Annotated in this window: 16 protein-coding genes; all 16 read right to left on the reverse strand. The window is 46.2% G+C overall.

Translation table 11 applies throughout. The annotated features are described in order from the left end of the window. Nucleotides 1-297: 297 nt before the first annotated feature. The 16 genes from lysS to tilS all read right to left on the reverse strand — a co-directional run bounded on the left by lysS (nucleotide 298) and on the right by tilS (nucleotide 15,548). Nucleotides 298-1,797: a lysine--tRNA ligase gene (gene lysS, locus BGM27_RS19140; RefSeq protein WP_007409949.1), complete on the reverse strand. Its 1,500-nt coding sequence runs from the start codon at nucleotides 1,795-1,797 to the stop codon at nucleotides 298-300. Between the two features lie 89 nt (nucleotides 1,798-1,886). After that, nucleotides 1,887-2,888, reverse strand: coding sequence for a tRNA dihydrouridine synthase DusB (dusB, locus tag BGM27_RS19145; protein ID WP_007409948.1), 1,002 nt, complete (start codon nucleotides 2,886-2,888; stop codon nucleotides 1,887-1,889). A 21-nt stretch (nucleotides 2,889-2,909) separates the two neighbouring features. Then, the gene (locus tag BGM27_RS19150; protein ID WP_003150668.1) at nucleotides 2,910-3,119 is read right to left on the reverse strand and encodes a helix-turn-helix domain-containing protein; all 210 of its coding nucleotides are present in this window, start codon (nucleotides 3,117-3,119) and stop codon (nucleotides 2,910-2,912) included. Next, nucleotides 3,071-3,574: a 2-amino-4-hydroxy-6-hydroxymethyldihydropteridine diphosphokinase gene (folK, locus tag BGM27_RS19155; protein WP_007409947.1), complete on the reverse strand. Its 504-nt coding sequence runs from the start codon at nucleotides 3,572-3,574 to the stop codon at nucleotides 3,071-3,073. Before folK ends, BGM27_RS19150 begins: the two co-directional genes overlap by 49 nt. Then, on the reverse strand, nucleotides 3,571-3,933 hold the full coding sequence (folB, locus tag BGM27_RS19160) for a dihydroneopterin aldolase (RefSeq protein ID WP_003150671.1): 363 nt from the start codon (nucleotides 3,931-3,933) through the stop codon (nucleotides 3,571-3,573). Before folB ends, folK begins: the two co-directional genes overlap by 4 nt. Continuing rightward, nucleotides 3,926-4,783, reverse strand: coding sequence for a dihydropteroate synthase (folP, locus tag BGM27_RS19165; RefSeq protein ID WP_007409946.1), 858 nt, complete (start codon nucleotides 4,781-4,783; stop codon nucleotides 3,926-3,928). The genes folB and folP overlap by 8 nt, the downstream gene beginning before the upstream one ends. Next, nucleotides 4,764-5,648 carry an aminodeoxychorismate lyase gene (pabC, locus tag BGM27_RS19170; RefSeq protein WP_007409945.1) on the reverse strand — a complete coding sequence of 295 codons (885 nt, stop codon included), beginning with the start codon at nucleotides 5,646-5,648 and terminating at the stop codon, nucleotides 4,764-4,766. Before pabC ends, folP begins: the two co-directional genes overlap by 20 nt. Next, nucleotides 5,645-6,232, reverse strand: a complete 588-nt coding sequence (pabA, locus tag BGM27_RS19175) for an aminodeoxychorismate/anthranilate synthase component II (RefSeq protein ID WP_007409944.1) — start codon at nucleotides 6,230-6,232, stop codon at nucleotides 5,645-5,647. Before pabA ends, pabC begins: the two co-directional genes overlap by 4 nt. 6 nt (nucleotides 6,233-6,238) lie before the next feature. Then, on the reverse strand, nucleotides 6,239-7,660 hold the full coding sequence (gene pabB, locus BGM27_RS19180; protein WP_007409943.1) for an aminodeoxychorismate synthase, component I: 1,422 nt from the start codon (nucleotides 7,658-7,660) through the stop codon (nucleotides 6,239-6,241). A gap of 167 nt (nucleotides 7,661-7,827) precedes the next feature. Beyond that, nucleotides 7,828-8,754 (reverse strand): cysteine synthase A, encoded by a 927-nt coding sequence (gene cysK / locus BGM27_RS19185; RefSeq protein WP_007615206.1) that lies wholly within the window; start codon nucleotides 8,752-8,754, stop codon nucleotides 7,828-7,830. A 75-nt stretch (nucleotides 8,755-8,829) separates the two neighbouring features. Next, nucleotides 8,830-9,720, reverse strand: coding sequence for a peptidyl-prolyl cis-trans isomerase (locus BGM27_RS19190; RefSeq protein WP_007409941.1), 891 nt, complete (start codon nucleotides 9,718-9,720; stop codon nucleotides 8,830-8,832). Between the two features lie 45 nt (nucleotides 9,721-9,765). Then, nucleotides 9,766-10,641, reverse strand: a complete 876-nt coding sequence (hslO, locus tag BGM27_RS19195) for an Hsp33 family molecular chaperone HslO (RefSeq protein ID WP_004264606.1) — start codon at nucleotides 10,639-10,641, stop codon at nucleotides 9,766-9,768. Between the two features lie 10 nt (nucleotides 10,642-10,651). Further along, nucleotides 10,652-11,428, reverse strand: coding sequence for a type III pantothenate kinase (locus tag BGM27_RS19200; protein WP_007409940.1), 777 nt, complete (start codon nucleotides 11,426-11,428; stop codon nucleotides 10,652-10,654). A gap of 148 nt (nucleotides 11,429-11,576) precedes the next feature. After that, nucleotides 11,577-13,496, reverse strand: coding sequence for an ATP-dependent zinc metalloprotease FtsH (gene ftsH / locus BGM27_RS19205; protein ID WP_004264608.1), 1,920 nt, complete (start codon nucleotides 13,494-13,496; stop codon nucleotides 11,577-11,579). Between the two features lie 97 nt (nucleotides 13,497-13,593). After that, entirely contained in the window at nucleotides 13,594-14,133 is a 540-nt protein-coding gene (hpt, locus tag BGM27_RS19210) for a hypoxanthine phosphoribosyltransferase (RefSeq protein WP_004264611.1), read from the reverse strand. Continuing rightward, nucleotides 14,130-15,548, reverse strand: a complete 1,419-nt coding sequence (gene tilS, locus BGM27_RS19215; RefSeq protein WP_007409939.1) for a tRNA lysidine(34) synthetase TilS — start codon at nucleotides 15,546-15,548, stop codon at nucleotides 14,130-14,132. The genes hpt and tilS overlap by 4 nt, the downstream gene beginning before the upstream one ends. Between the last annotated feature and the right edge of the window lie 41 nt (nucleotides 15,549-15,589).

Consider the following 15,589-nt stretch of genomic DNA (forward strand, 5'->3'; position numbering starts at 1 on the left):
GCGATTTATTTAAAACTTTGAATTAACAGGTACGTTTTGTCTTGTTTAGTTTTCAAAGATCATTTTGTCTTTCGTTCAAGCGACTTTATTATTATATCTTATCAATCTCTTGAAGTCAACAACTTTTTAAATTTCTTTTTTCGTCAGCGCCTTGTTTAGCGGCAACGAATAATAATATACCACCTCACAAATAATAGTGCAATAGTTTTTTAAAAGAAAATCAAAAAAGTTTTACGAGCGGCTTGTTTCTAAAAAAGCGCCGTACTGCGATAAGCAGAAACGGCGCCTTCCCTTTTATTAGCGTTGTCTCATTTGAGGGAATAATAAAACGTCTCTGATAGACGGAGCATTTGTTAACAGCATGACAAGGCGGTCGATACCGATACCCAATCCCCCGGTCGGCGGCATGCCGTATTCAAGAGCTTCAACGAAGTCTTCATCCATCATATGCGCTTCATCGTTTCCTTCTTCTCTTTCTTTTAACTGCGCTTCAAAGCGTTCCCTCTGGTCAATAGGGTCATTCAGCTCCGTAAACGCATTAGCGTGCTCACGGCCGACGATAAACAGTTCAAAACGGTCTGTAAAGCGAGGGTCCTCTGGATTTTTCTTAGCAAGAGGAGAAATCTCTACAGGGTGGCCGTAAATAAATGTAGGCTGAATGAGTGTTTCTTCAATTTTTTGTTCGAAGAATTCATTGATGATATGACCCACCGTCATTGAGTTTGTGATCTCGATACCATGCTCTTTTGCATGACCGCGCGCTTCTTCAACAGTCATCTCATTCCAGAAATCTACACCTGTCGCTTCTTTGACCGCATCTACCATGTGGAGTCGTTTCCACTCAGGTTTCAGATCAATCTGCTCTTCGCCGTACTGGATTGTGGTGCTCCCAAGCACTTCCTGCGCAATATGTGCAACGAGATTTTCCGTAAGGCTCATAATATCTTTATAATCGGCGTACGCTTCATACAGCTCGATCATCGTGAATTCAGGGTTATGGCGTGTAGAAACACCTTCATTACGGAACACGCGGCCGATTTCGTAGACTTTTTCCAATCCGCCGACAATCAGGCGTTTCAGGTGCAGTTCAATCGCAATACGCATATAAAGAGGCATGTCGAGTGCGTTATGGTGCGTGATGAACGGGCGTGCAGACGCTCCTCCCGGTATGCTGTGCATCGTAGGTGTTTCAACTTCTAAGTATCCATGGTCATCTAAGTATCTTCTCATCGCTTGGATGATTTTGCTGCGTGTGATAAACGTTTGTTTGCTGTCAGGGTTTACGATGAGATCGAGATAGCGCTGGCGGTAACGCTGTTCAACGTCTTTTAACCCATGATATTTATCAGGAAGAGGACGCAGTGCTTTTGTCAGCAGTTCAAAAGATGTCGCTTTGACAGAAAGCTCGCCTACGTTTGTTTTGAAAACTTTCCCCGTGATGCCGATAACGTCTCCGAGGTCTGAAGATTTAAAGATTTCATATTGTTCTTCGCCGACACTGTCTTTTCTTACGTAAATTTGAATTTGACCTTCTAAGTCCTGCAGATGCGCAAAGCCGGCTTTCCCTTTTCCGCGCTTTGTCATCATACGGCCTGCAATGGTCACTTCGACCGCTTTTTCTTCCAGTTCTTCTTTAGAAAGCTCCTGGTAGGCGTCAATGATCTGTTGAGATTGATGCGTTCTCTCGAAACGTTCGCCGAAAGGGTCAATGCCGTTTTCTCTCAGCTGGTTCATTTTATCTCGTCTGACTTGCAGCTGGTCGTTCAATTCCTCATGATTTTGCTCTTCTTGACTCATTGGTATCACTCCGTTACATTTTGTTTTCACGAAAAAGCAGAAAAACTGCCAGCGGTAAGCTGGCAGTGAGCAGCAATAGAGGGTGTATATTAACCTACTTTTGCATCTTGAAGCTCTTTTGCCTCTGCTTCGGCGGTAAATGCATCTAAAAGCTGCACAACTTCTTCACGCGTCTCACATTGGTTAATTTCGTTGCGTACATTCGCATTGCCTCTGACACCTTTCAGATACCAGGCAGCGTGTTTTCTCATTTCTCTGACTGCCACATTTTCGCCTTTTAACTTAATCAGGCGGTCTAAGTGCAGTTTGCATACCGACATTTTTTCACGGACTTTCGGTTCGTCTTTTAACTCGCCGGTTTCAAGGTAGTGCACCGTACGGTAAATCATCCACGGGTTGCCGAGTGCGGCCCGGCCGATCATGACGCCGTCAACCCCTGTTTCCTCAAGCATGCGTTTCGCGTCCTGAGGCGTTTTGACATCACCGTTTCCGATGACGGGAATGGAGACGGATTGCTTCACTTCTTTAATGATATCCCAGTTCGCAGTGCCTTCATACATTTGCACTCTTGTGCGGCCGTGCAGGGCAACGGCTTTTCCGCCGGCACGTTCAACGGCTTGGGCATTTTTCACCGCATAAATGTGCTCTTCATCCCAACCCATTCTCATCTTCACTGTAACCGGCTTATCAACAGCATCTACTACTGCGGATACCATTTCATAAATCTTATCGGGATCGAGAAGCCATTTGGCGCCCGCATCACATTTTGTAATCTTGGGTACGGGACATCCCATGTTAATATCAATAATATCAGCAGTCGTGTTTTGATCTACAAACTTCGCCGCTTCCACAAGGGTTTCCTTTTTTCCTCCAAAAATCTGAAGGCTGAGCGGTTTTTCACGTTCATCAATGTAAAGCATCCCCATTGTTCTGGCGTTATTGTAAAGAATCGCTTTGTCACTGACCATTTCAGCGCATACCAATCCGGCTCCGAATTCCTTTACAGTCAATCTGAACGCTGAGTTGCAGACACCGGCCATAGGGGCAAGCACAACCCGGTTTTTCAATTGAATATCACCGATTTTAAACATTTTTCCCCTCCTTTCATTTGTCTATTTTTCAGGCGGGGCCAATTCGTCCGCACTTATATTTAAAACATCTGCCGCATCTTGAATGATGGCATCTGACGGCAACCGGTTTCCGCGTTCAATTTCACCGACAATAGAAACTGATATACCTAATGCTTTTGCAAATCCTTCTTGAGTATAACCTTTCAGCTTTCTGAATGCACGAATTCGCCTACCCCAGATTTCTGCTTCCATACTCTTACACCTTCTTGGTTTGTTTCAGCACTTATCGTGATATGATCCGCCTGCGGGCATATTTCTTTTAACGGCGCAAGGACAAATAAGCGCTCATACATTCTCGGATGCGGAACAATCAGCCGCTCTGTTTCAATATTTTCACGATTATACAGCAAAATGTCAAGGTCTGCCGTCCGCGGTCCCCAGCGAATCTCTCTCGTTCTGCCTAATTCAGCTTCAATGCTCTGCGTTACATCAAGAAGTTCAAAAGGAGATAACGACGTTTTCACTTCAACCGCCATATTAAGAAACTGATCTTGATCCTCATAGCCGACGGGATCTGTTTCATATATGGAGGACACCTTTGACACCGTCACGCCATGATGCCGGCTGAGCATGGCCACTGCCTGACGCAAATAATGTTCACGGTCGCCCATATTGGAGCCGAGGCCGATATATGCCGTATTGTTCATGATTTCTTTCTCGTCATTTCTATGGCTACTGATTTATAATGGCCGGGAATCGGCGGGTCAGGCTTAACAACCTTTACCGTACATTGCTGCACCGGCTCAAATTTCTCAAGGACGGTGTCTGCGATCCGTTCCGCAAGGGTCTCGACCAAATTAACGGGCTCGCCCTCAACGATGCCGCGGCAGACACTGTACAATTCCGCATAGTTAATGGTATAAGAAAGGTCATCCGTTTTTCCCGCTTTGCTCAAATCCAGTTCGGCAGTCAGGTCTACTTTGAAGCGCTGGCCGAGTTTGTTTTCTTCTTCGAACACGCCGTGATATCCGTAAAACTCCATACCTTCCACATATACTTTATCCATAATGTACGCCTCCTTTGTTCAACATAGCATCCATCATCTTCGTCATTCTTGCGATCTCTTTGACATCGTGCACCCTCACAATGTCGCAGCCTTTTTGGACGCCAAGGCATACTGTCGCTCCCGTTCCCTCGGCACGTTCTTCAGGGGGAAGGTCAAGCACACGGCCGATGAACCTTTTTCTCGATGTCGCCAGAAGCAGCGGATAACCTAACCCGCTGAACACCTCCAGCTTGTTCATGACAGCCAGATTGTCCTCATAGTTTTTCGCAAAGCCGATCCCCGGATCCAGAATCATATTTTCATCTGTGACGCCGGCTTCCGCGGCAATTTTTACGCTTTCCATCAAGTCTGCAAGCATATCAGGAATAAGATCGTTGTAGTTTCTTTCCATGCGGTTATGCATTAAGATAATCGGAACCCCGTGTGCGGCGGCTACTGACGCCATGTCAGGATCACCTTTCGCCCCCCAGATGTCATTAAGGATAGAGGCTCCCGCTTTGACCGCTTCGTCTGCCACGGACGCTTTGTACGTATCGATTGAAAGCGGAATGTCCAGCTCGCTTGTGATCCGCTCTATGACGGGGATGACTCGTGACATTTCCTCATCAGCCGACACGAGTGATGCGCCGGGTCTTGTCGATTCGCCGCCGATATCTATGATATGCGCCCCTTCTTCAGCCATCTTCGCCGCATGCAGAAGCGCCCTTTCCGTACTGTCGTATTTACCGCCGTCAGAGAAGGAGTCTGGCGTTACATTTAATATCCCCATAACGAGCGTCTTCTCTTTATAGGAAAGAGCGCCTTTTTTTGTATGAATCAGTTTAGGCTGTTCAATTGTTTGCTGCGCCATTTTGTTCCTCCTCCTGTACATTCATTTTGTTTATTTCCTGCTGATACTGATTACGGAGCAATTGCACCGTTTTTCCGCTCACTCCGGGCAGCGGCACTTCCTCTATTTTAGAAAACGGGATGATTTCAAGCACGGAGTTTGTCAACCATGCTTCATCCGCTTCAAGCATTGATTGAAAACGGAATCGGCCTTCGGTGACTTCTGTCCCCTGCCGTTTCAATTCATCAATGACAAACTGTCTCGTTACACCATCGAGAATTCCCGTATCCAAGGATGGCGTAAAGACCTTGTCTCCTTTTCGCCAAAACACGTTGGAGACAATGCCTTCCGCGACATCTCCTTCTCCGGTCAGGAAAATGCCTTCAAAATTGGGATCATTCCCGATCTCCCGTTTAGCATACATGTTGTTTAAATAGTGATGGGATTTTAACCGGAAATATCCTTCAGGCGTATTTCTCCTGATAGAGAGAAGCCTGCCTTCTTTTTGAACAGGCAGAGTTTCCGGATTGAGCCGGTTGACGAAACAAAGGACGGTCGGCTTTTCATAAGTCTGCGCGGCAAATCCCTTATCGCTGACGCCTGCCGAGATGTTAAGCCGGACACGTGCGCTGCCGTCCTTGATCTCATTGAGGAGCAACAGTCTCCGAAGCATATCAAGCAGCTCCTGTTTGTTCACCTCATATGCAATCTGCAGATCCCGAAGCGCCCTGTTGAGCCTGGCGACATGCGCATCCGGCAGAAACGGCCGGCCGCTGTAAAGCCTGAACGTCTCGAACGCGCCGATCCCGTACAGATAACCATGGTCAAAAGGAGAAAGCGCCGCTTCTTTCTCCTCTATATATTGACCATTCAAATATATAATCACACCGTCACTTCCTTTTTGCGGTGTGTCTCTATAAAGTTTCTGAGCATCTCTTTGCCGAAGGAGGTCATGATGGATTCCGGATGGAACTGAACACCTTCAACAGGCAGCTCATTATGGCGGATTGCCATAATTTCTCCTTCTTTGGTTTGAGCGGATACCGTAAAACAATCCGGCAGCGTGTCCGCTTTGACAATAAGTGAATGGTACCGGGTGGCGACAAGCGGATTTTGCAGGCCTTTAAAAATCGTCTGTCCGTCATGCATAACTTCTGACGTTTTGCCGTGCATGAGCCGCTCCGCTCTGACGACGTCGCCGCCGAATACTTGCGCAATCGACTGATGTCCGAGACATACGCCGAAAATAGGAATACTGCCGGCAAAATGTTTGATCGCTTCGAGGCTGATCCCCGCTTCATCAGGACTGCACGGCCCGGGTGAAATCATTAAGAAGTCCGGACCCAGCTCTTCAATCTGCTCAATCGTAATCTCGTCATTCCGTCTGACGATCAGTTCCTCCCCGAGTTCACCCAAATATTGAACCAAGTTGTACGTAAATGAATCATAATTGTCAATCATTAAAATCATCTCTGCTCACCTCGTCTGATTTTTTGTCTCTTCTTCGCTCAGCTCTAACGCCTTTTTCATCGCAAAAGCTTTTTTGAACGATTCCTTGTATTCATGCTTCGGAACCGAATCAATGACCACTCCTGCTCCGGACTGCATAAAAGCATGTCCGCCGGCTGCATAGATCGTCCGGATCACAATGTTAAACTGCAAATCTCCGTTAAATCCGAACCAGCCTATAGATCCAGTATAAAGCCCCCGTCTTGTCGGCTCAAGCTCTTCTATAATTTCCATCGTTCTCACTTTGGGCGCTCCCGTGATGGTGCCCCCCGGGAATACCGCATGAATAATGTCTGTCGCGTCATATCCGTCCTGCAGCTCTCCCTGTACGTTCGACACGATATGCATGACGTGGGAATACTTTTCGATCGCCATAAATTCGTTAACCCGCACGGAGCCGTAGCGCGATACGCGCCCGAGGTCATTGCGCTCAAGATCAACAAGCATGACATGTTCCGCACGTTCTTTTTCGTTGTGAATTAATTCATCAGCCAAAGCCTTGTCTTCAGCATCGTCTTTTCCTCTTGAACGCGTACCCGCGATCGGTCTCGTTTCAAGCTTCTTCCCCTTCTTTGTCACCAATAGCTCCGGCGACCCGCATATCACTTGAAACCCCGGTGTCTCGAGATAGGCCATGTAAGGAGACGGATTGACGTTTCTCAAGTGTTTATACACCTCATACGGATGAACGGATAAGGACTGAGACTGCCTGATGGACAAATTCACCTGGAACACATCGCCGCTCGTGATATATTGTTTAATTTGTTCTACAGCCTGTGAAAATCCTTCCTCAGTGAACGGAGCGGCGTACGATCCGTCCCCATTCCGATTCAGCGGTGAAAAAGGCTCGTCCGCCGTTTGGAGGGAACACCACATGTCCTCTAAGCGGGACAGCTTTTCTTCCGCAAGATCCGCTTCTTCCGCTTCAGTATGGGTAATGAGCCATAACGCCTCTTCCTCATGGTCATAAACGGCCACATCATCAAAAACAAGAAAGTAAATATCAGGTGTTTCCAGATCATCTAACGACAGCATCTTAAAATTCTCAATATATCGGGCGTAGTCGTAACTGATAAAACCAATCGCACCGCCTTGAAAGTCCGGAAACTCAACGTTTGTTTCCGTTCCGAGCGTTCCAAACCATTCATGAAAGGCCCGCAGCGGGTCACCTTCTTTAAACAGTGTTTCCCCCTCATGCTTGATCGTTGTAATTCCGTCTTTTCCTCTGACGGACGCAATCGGATCTAGACCGGCTATACTGAATCTTCCCCCTCTCGCGCTTTCGAGCAGAACATGCCGTTTTCTCGATTTCGAAAGGTTTTCATATCGCTGTAAAAATGCTTGTTTCGTAAAAGGTATTTTTCTTCCTGCCGGTCTGCGTTGTGCCATCATATCAATCCTCTGCTTCGTTTTACTGTAGTTTTATTTTAAAGCAATCACACTGGTGAAAAAAGTGAATTTCACTTCCAACCATAAAATTCGAAACGTTTTTTGGATTTTCGATGCTTCAGGCACAAAAAAACTCCCGGATACAGCCGGGAGCCGTGTGTATGTCTCTATTCAAACTGATAAAGCGGTGTGCTTAAGTAACGTTCTCCGTTACTAGGGATGATCGCAAGCACTTTCTTGCCTTTCCCCAATTTTTTCGCGATTTCCAGTGCCGCGTAAATGGCCGCTCCGGAAGAAATGCCGCCAAGAATCCCTTCTTCTTTTGCCGTTTTACGGGCATATTCAAATGCATCCTCGTTTTTGACGGGTATGATCTGATCATAGATGTCCGTATTCAATGTTTCAGGGACAAATCCCGCTCCGATACCCTGAATTTTATGCGGGCCCGGTTTTCCGCCGGAAAGAACTGGAGAATCCGCCGGCTCTACCGCATAGATTTTGATGGATGGATATGCTTCTTTCAGCACTTCGCCCGCTCCCGTGATGGTTCCGCCGGTACCGATTCCGGCCACGAACGCATCAAGCTGGTCGTCACCAAACTGTTCTACGATTTCTTTCCCTGTCGTTTGGCGGTGAATTTCCGGGTTTGCCGCATTGTTGAATTGCTGAGGCACAAAGTATCCGTGTTCCTCGGCAAGTTCTTCCGCCTTTTTAATGGCGCCCTTCATTCCTTCTGCGCCGGGAGTCAGCACAAGCTCCGCTCCGTATGCGCGCAGCAGATTGCGTCGCTCCATACTCATTGTATCAGGCATAACGAGAATGGCTCTGAGACCTTTAGCCGCTGCCACCATCGCAAGACCGATTCCTGTATTTCCGCTTGTCGGTTCAATGATTGTGTCGCCGGCTTTTAATTTTCCTTCTTTTTCAGCCGCTTCAATCATCGCCACTCCGATCCGGTCTTTTACGCTGCTGCCCGGATTCATGTATTCAAGCTTCAGATATACATCTGCACTGTTTTCATCCGTCAGGCGATTCAATTTCACAATAGGAGTATTTCCGATTAGTTCAGTAATAGAATTTGCAATACGCACCATGTTGGACACCTCAATTTCCGACTAAATTTATTGGTATTATAAATATAAGTTATCAATTTCAAAATTTTTTGTCAATCATTTAGTTCTTTTTTCCCCGTAGAACCAAGAGACCCCCGCCTCTTTCCACAGCGTTTTGACTGTCGCCTTGTCACCTAATTGATCCATCGCGATCTGGCGTCTGATTTGGCTCTTCACTTCATTGTATGAGAAAGTTCTCGATTTAAGCTTTTCTTTCAGCTGAATGACGGCGTATCCTGAAGAAACTTTAATCGGTTCAGCGGACCATTCATCTTCTTTAAGATTTTTAGCTTCTGTGATATATGCCTGCGGGATATTTTCCTGATTTTCTGTCACAAAGCCGAGGTCTCCGCCATACTGTGACGTGTATCTGTCCGTGGAACGCTCAGCGGCGACGGCTTCAAAGCTGGAACCGCCTTTCAAATCAGCAAGCACCCTGTCCGCCTCATCTTTGTTTTTGACGACAATGTGCCGGATTCTGTAGGAATCATCAAAATGGTACAATTCTTTATTTTTATTATAAAATGATTGCATTTCCTTATCCGATATATCGATGTCCTTCGTCAGCAGTTCTTCAAGAAGAATGTTGTAGCGGATCTGGTCTCTCCATTCTTTTTCGGTAATATGGCTGTCTTCATAAAATGAATTATCTACCGCTTTGATTAAAAGAAATTCCCGCTCCAATTCGCTGTTTGAAACTGTAAGTTTATTCTTTTTCGCAAGCTCTTCCACTACTTCTGCATTAATCATGTCTTCCAGAGTTGATTTTCCGTACTGGTCTTCCATCTTTTTCATCCAGTCTTGCCGTGTGATATGTTTATCACCGATTGTCGCGATGGATTCTTCAGATGACCCCGCGGCTTGGGATTTTGTTAACTTATACGCCACTGTCACACTGCATACTAACAGCGCCGCTACAATAATCGTCAAAAGTGTTCTCGATTTCAAAATCTACCCCATCCCTTTTATAAAATAGAACAACCCGCTAAAGAGCTAGCGGGTTGTTTCGTCACGAAGCTCTTCCAGTTCTTCTTTTGTAAATAAATATTTCTCATTACAAAAATGGCAAACCGCTTCGGCTTTTCCGTCTTCTTCTATCATATCTTGTATTTCTTTTTTGCCTAGTCCTAAAATGGCCGTTTCGAATCGATCTTTTGAACAAGAACAGTGAAATTTGACCGGCATTGTTTCGAGAACGTCCGGTTTTTGACCTAGAACTTCTTCTAAGATTTCTTCCGGTGTCAGGCCTTTTTGAATCAATTTTGAAATTGGTTCGATTTGAGATAATTGCTTTTCAATTGTTGAAATGGTTTCTTCATCAGTCCCCGGAAGAAGCTGAATGATGAACCCGCCCGCAGCGAGAATGGTGTTATCAGGATTTACTAGAACACCTACGCCGACAGATGAAGGGACTTGTTCAGAAGAAACAAGATAATATGTGAAGTCGTCACCGAGTTCACCCGAGACAATCTCTACTTGTCCCGTAAAATAATCACGTAAGCCCAAATCTTTTACGACACTGAGTGTTCCGTCAGTTCCGACCGCCCGTCTGACATCCAGTTTCCCTTGTTCATTGAGATCAAAATGAACGTGCGGGTTTGATACGTATGCTCTTACCTCACCCTTTGCGTTCGCATCTGCGACAATGGCTCCGATCGGGCCGCCGCCTTCTATTTTGACTGTCAGCTTATCTTCACCCTTAAGCATCGCTCCTAGCATCAGAGAAGCTGTCATCGTCCGGCCGATTGCGGCTGATGCCGTCGGCCACGTGTCATGCCTTCTTTGCGCTTCATTAACCATATCTGTCGTTCTGGCTGCATAAGCCCGCACTTTACCGTCATATGCAATTGCTTTAATTAAATAATCCATCGTTTACCTCCTATACGTGACCCACGCGATTTCGCTCATAAATGATTTCCAGCCCTTTCAGAGTGAGAAACGGGTCAACAATATCAATACAATCTGATTCGTTTGCGATTAATGACGCAAGCCCGCCTGTCGCAATGACTTTCGGTTCCTGTGTTGCCTGCCATTTCATCCGCTTTACAATGCCTTCAACTTGTCCGACATAGCCGAAAAGGATGCCGGACTGCATGGCGCTTACCGTGTTTTTGCCGATGATATTGTCCGGACGGGCAATTTCAATTCTTGGAAGCTTCGCCGCACGTGAGTACAGCGCTTCCGTTGAAATTGTAATGCCGGGAGCAATCGCGCCGCCCATGTATTGTTTGTTTTCATCAATGTAGCAATACGTCGTCGCCGTTCCGAAATCAACAACAATTAAGGGGCCGCCATACTGCTGGATCGCCGCAACGGCATTGACGATCCTGTCAGCTCCCACTTCTTTCGGATTGTCATACTTTATATTTAAACCTGTTTTCATTCCCGGGCCGACAACTTGCGGCTCGATGTGAAAGTATTTTGTGCACATTCTTTCTAAAGAGAACATAATCGGCGGCACCACGGATGAGATGATAATCCCTTCAATCTGTTCAAACATGAGTCCGGAATGTTCAAATAAGGAGCGGAGCAGCATGCCGAATTCGTCTTCTGTTTTGTGCCTGCTCGTTTCTATGCGCCAATGATATTCTAATTCCCCATCATGATATACACCAATCACGGTGTTGGTGTTCCCCACATCTATAACCAGTAACAACCTCTATCACCACTTTTGAATAGTTTCTAATCATAACATTTTCAACATTCTACAATACCATACACGATCTGCGGCTCTTTTGTAAACAAAACGGAACCAGTAAAAAAACCGCCGGTATACGCCGGCGGTTTTCATATCAGAAAGCGAACTATTCTTTCGGCTCGTCTTTCTTTTCGTCTTCTGTTTTAGACAGGATGTTTACTTTCACATCGTCTTTTTGAAGATGGTCATCTGAGAAATTGCGCTCAGGGAGTTTTCCGTGATCCACGAGATGCTTGATTTGTTCCGCATCTAATGTTTCCACATCAAGCAATGTCTGAGCAATCAATTCAAGCTTATCACGATTTTCAGTCAGGATGGTTTTCGCACGCTCATAACATTCTTTAATGATGCGCTGAATTTCCTGATCGATTTCGTAAGCGATCTGATCACTGTAGTTTTGCTCGTTGTTGAAATCCCGGCCCAGGAATACTTGACCGCCTTGAGATTGACCGAACTGAAGCGGTCCGAGTTTTTCAGACATACCGAACTCTGTCACCATTCTTCTCGCAATGTTCGTTGCCCGCTGGAAGTCATTGTGAGCGCCCGTGCTGACTTCGCCGAAGATAATTTCCTCGGCAACGCGTCCGCCCAGAAGACCGACAATTTTATCGAGAAGTTCAGGTTTTGTCTGGAAGTAACGGTCTTCTCTCGGAAGCATGACCGCGTATCCGCCAGCCTGCCCCCTCGGAACGATCGTTACTTTATGAACCATATCGGCTTCATCCAGCACAAGTCCGATAACAGTGTGACCGCCCTCGTGGTACGCCACGATATTGCGTTCTTTTTTCGATATGACACGGCTCTTCTTCGCAGGACCCGCAATGACACGGTCCGTCGCTTCATCAATGTCGCGCATATCAATTTTCTTCTTGTTTTGACGGGCAGCAACGAGTGCCGCTTCGTTAAGAAGGTTTTCTAAATCGGCGCCTGAGAAGCCGGGTGTTCTTGAAGCGATTGCTTTTAAGTTCACCGTTTCATCAAGCGGTTTGTTTCTCGCATGGACCTGTAATACGGCTTCACGGCCGATGACATCCGGACGGTCTACCGTAATCTGACGGTCAAAACGTCCCGGACGAAGCAATGCAGGGTCAAGAATGTCCGCACGGTTTGTCGCAGCGATAATAATGATTCCTTCATTCGCACTGAAACCGTCCATCTCAACAAGCAGCTGGTTCAGCGTCTGTTCGCGTTCATCATGCCCGCCGCCAAGACCTGCGCCGCGCTGACGTCCCACCGCGTCGATCTCATCAATGAAGATCAGACAAGGCGCATTCTTTTTCGCATTTTCGAATAAATCACGCACACGGGAAGCACCGACACCGACAAACATTTCAACGAAGTCAGATCCGCTGATGCTGAAGAAAGGAACGCCCGCTTCACCGGCTGAGGCTCTCGCAAGCAGCGTCTTACCGGTTCCCGGAGGTCCGACCAACAGCACGCCTTTAGGGATTCTGGCGCCAAGCTCGGCGAATTTGCGAGGATCTTTCAGAAACTCAACAACCTCAACAAGCTCCTGCTTCTCCTCATCCGCGCCGGCTACATCTTTAAACTTCACGCGTTTCTTTTCTTCCGTATACAGCTTCGCTTTGCTCTTTCCGAAGTTCATGACACGGCTGCCGCCGCCCTGAGCCTGATTGAGCAGGAAGAAAAACAGAATAAAGATGATGACAAACGGAATGATCGTCGTTAAGAACGTCACCCACCCGCTTGTTTCCTGTGCGGGATCAACTTTTACGTCCGTCTTTTTAATTGCGTCAAATATCTGGTCTGCCCCTTTTCCTTCAGGAACATGTGTTAAAAAGTACTGGTCTTTGTCGTATTTTTTCAGCTGTCCTTTTACCTCATAAACACCTCTGACAGGCTGAACCGATACGCTATCAACTTTCCCTTCATCGAGGTTCTTGATAAACGTACTGTACGACATATTTTCTGTTTTCGGGTTTGAAGTCTGGAAGTAACTCACAACCCCGATTACTACTAATAAAATAAGTAAATAAAAAATGGTATTACGGAAGACCCGATTCATTCCTTACCTCCTCCCACAGTAAGCACAACTATGTTCAATAGTACCATAGAAAATCATTCCAATACAACCGATAACCATCTCGGAAGCAGGCAGCCGATCAGCTTTCATAAATCGCCGGTTTTAATACTCCGATGTAAGGCAGATTGCGATAGCGTTCGGCATAATCAAGTCCGTAACCCACAACAAACGCGTCAGGAACTTCAAAGCCTACGAAGTCTGCTTTAATGTCCGCTTTTCTTCCGCTTGGTTTATCCAACAGGGTAACAATCTTAATTGATTTCGCTTTACGATATCGGAAGAGTTCTACGAGATAGCTCAAGGTTAACCCACTGTCGATAATATCTTCAATGATTAAGATGTCCCGGCCTTCTACAGATGTATCCAAATCTTTGATGATTTTGACTTCTCCGGAAGAAACCGTGGAATTTCCGTAGCTTGATACATCCATGAAGTCCATTTCCAAATATGTATCAATATGCTTTATAAGATCAGCCATAAAGGGAAGCGCTCCCTTTAACACACCGATTGCCAACGGAAACGTGTCGCTGTACTCGCTTGTTAATTGTTCTCCAAGCTGTTTTACTTTCTGCTGGATCTCATCTTCTGAGATCAGCACTTTTTCGATATCCTGTTTCATGTTAATGCTTGCCCCCTACACTTTTCATGCTGTCTATATTGTAATACAATGCGGTCACTGTTTGAAATCACAAGATCGTCAAAGATGGATTTTTTCAAGCCAGGCAGCCAGATAATTTCACCGCTCGCATCCGTTACAATCGGCCATTCGTCCCGATCCCGCAGAGGCAGTTTATGATCAATAAATATATCTTTCACCTTTTTCGAGCCATTCATCCCTTTAAGTTTGATCCGGTCGCCGATTTTTCTCGTCCGGATTGTTAAAGGAAATTGCACCTTGTTTCTGCTTGTCATAAAAACAGCATTCCCATTTTTGATATGAGGGTCAGCCTGATCGGCCACCTCTATCATAAAGCCGTTGGGGAGAACAGCAGTCTCGCCTTCCGCTCCTTGCAGCTGCAGCTCAAAGGGAACTTTTTCACATTGCCATTGTTCAAATGTAAACAAACATGTCTGATATGATTTGACCACCTTCAGCCCTTTCGGAAAATCAAGCACTCCCGAGGCGCTTCCATTTTCCGCCCATTCGAGAAACTGCTGTATGTGGCGGGCGGAAAACGACGATGGAACGTTTTCATAAAGATAGTTTAATATTAGTTGAACTCCTCTTCTTTGTAAAGGTATCGGAAGGGCAAGCAATTGAGAGGAATTGACTTCAACCGATGTGTCAGACTTGCTTGTAATAACCTTATTCATTCGTTCTTTCGTTAATGCCTGCAGGTATTGTTCGTCTTCTGTCAGTGCTTCACTCACCTTTTGAAACATTTTATGAACGTCAGGTGATTCATGTTTTAAAAAAGGAAGCACGGTCTTTCTGAATCTGTTTCTTGTATAATCGTCTTTTGCATTGCTCTCATCCGTTCTGTAGCTGAGCCCTTCTTGACGGCAGTATTCAAGGATTTCATCCTTTGCCGCATAGAGGAAAGGCCTGATCAGCCAGCCGGATGCAAATTCGCGGACGGGCTGCATTCCCGCAAGCCCTGCCCCGAGCGTACCTTTCGCAAGCCTCATGAGCATTGTCTCAACCTGGTCATCGCCGTGATGAGCCAGCGCCAAAAACTTCGCTTGGTGTTTTGTCATCAGATCTTCGAAAAACTGATATCTGCAATCACGCGCGGCAGCCTGCTTGTTCAGCTTATTCTTCTTTGCGTATGCAGAAACATCAATCTGTACCGTTTCGCAGAGGATATGTTCCGCTTCGCAATATGACTGCACAAACTTCATATCTTCTTCAGATTCAGGACCCCTGAACTGATGGTCGACATGCGCCGCTATGATAACGGAAGAATGCCCGAAGTGCTTATTCAGCATACTGAGAAGCGCCATTGAATCAGGGCCTCCGGAGACCCCGGCAATAATCGTTTCTCCCTCCGCCTGAAGATGATATGTTTTGAAAAAATCTTCCACGCTTTTCACAATGTCCCCCTCACAATGAGCAGGTTTTTTAAAGATATACA

Source organism: Bacillus sp. FJAT-27001, from assembly GCF_019039175.1.
GTDB lineage: Bacteria > Bacillota > Bacilli > Bacillales > Bacillaceae > Bacillus > Bacillus velezensis.

Excerpts from the sequence above, each read along its gene's own strand:
- folB (WP_003150671.1), bottom strand. The coding sequence starts at position 3,933 with ATGGATAAAGTATATGTGGAAGGTATGGAGTTTTACGGATATCACGGC.
- ftsH (WP_004264608.1), bottom strand. The coding sequence starts at position 13,496 with ATGAATCGGGTCTTCCGTAATACCATTTTTTATTTACTTATTTTATTA.
- hpt (WP_004264611.1), bottom strand. The coding sequence starts at position 14,133 with ATGAAACAGGATATCGAAAAAGTGCTGATCTCAGAAGATGAGATCCAG.
- pabA (WP_007409944.1), bottom strand. The coding sequence starts at position 6,232 with ATGATTTTAATGATTGACAATTATGATTCATTTACGTACAACTTGGTT.
- BGM27_RS19150 (WP_003150668.1), bottom strand. The coding sequence starts at position 3,119 with ATGGAAGCAGAAATCTGGGGTAGGCGAATTCGTGCATTCAGAAAGCTG.
- cysK (WP_007615206.1), bottom strand. The coding sequence starts at position 8,754 with ATGGTGCGTATTGCAAATTCTATTACTGAACTAATCGGAAATACTCCT.
- pabB (WP_007409943.1), bottom strand. The coding sequence starts at position 7,660 with ATGGCACAACGCAGACCGGCAGGAAGAAAAATACCTTTTACGAAACAA.
- lysS (WP_007409949.1), bottom strand. The coding sequence starts at position 1,797 with ATGAGTCAAGAAGAGCAAAATCATGAGGAATTGAACGACCAGCTGCAA.
- hslO (WP_004264606.1), bottom strand. The coding sequence starts at position 10,641 with ATGGATTATTTAATTAAAGCAATTGCATATGACGGTAAAGTGCGGGCT.
- folP (WP_007409946.1), bottom strand. The coding sequence starts at position 4,783 with ATGGCGCAGCAAACAATTGAACAGCCTAAACTGATTCATACAAAAAAA.
- folK (WP_007409947.1), bottom strand. The coding sequence starts at position 3,574 with ATGAACAATACGGCATATATCGGCCTCGGCTCCAATATGGGCGACCGT.
- dusB (WP_007409948.1), bottom strand. The coding sequence starts at position 2,888 with ATGTTTAAAATCGGTGATATTCAATTGAAAAACCGGGTTGTGCTTGCC.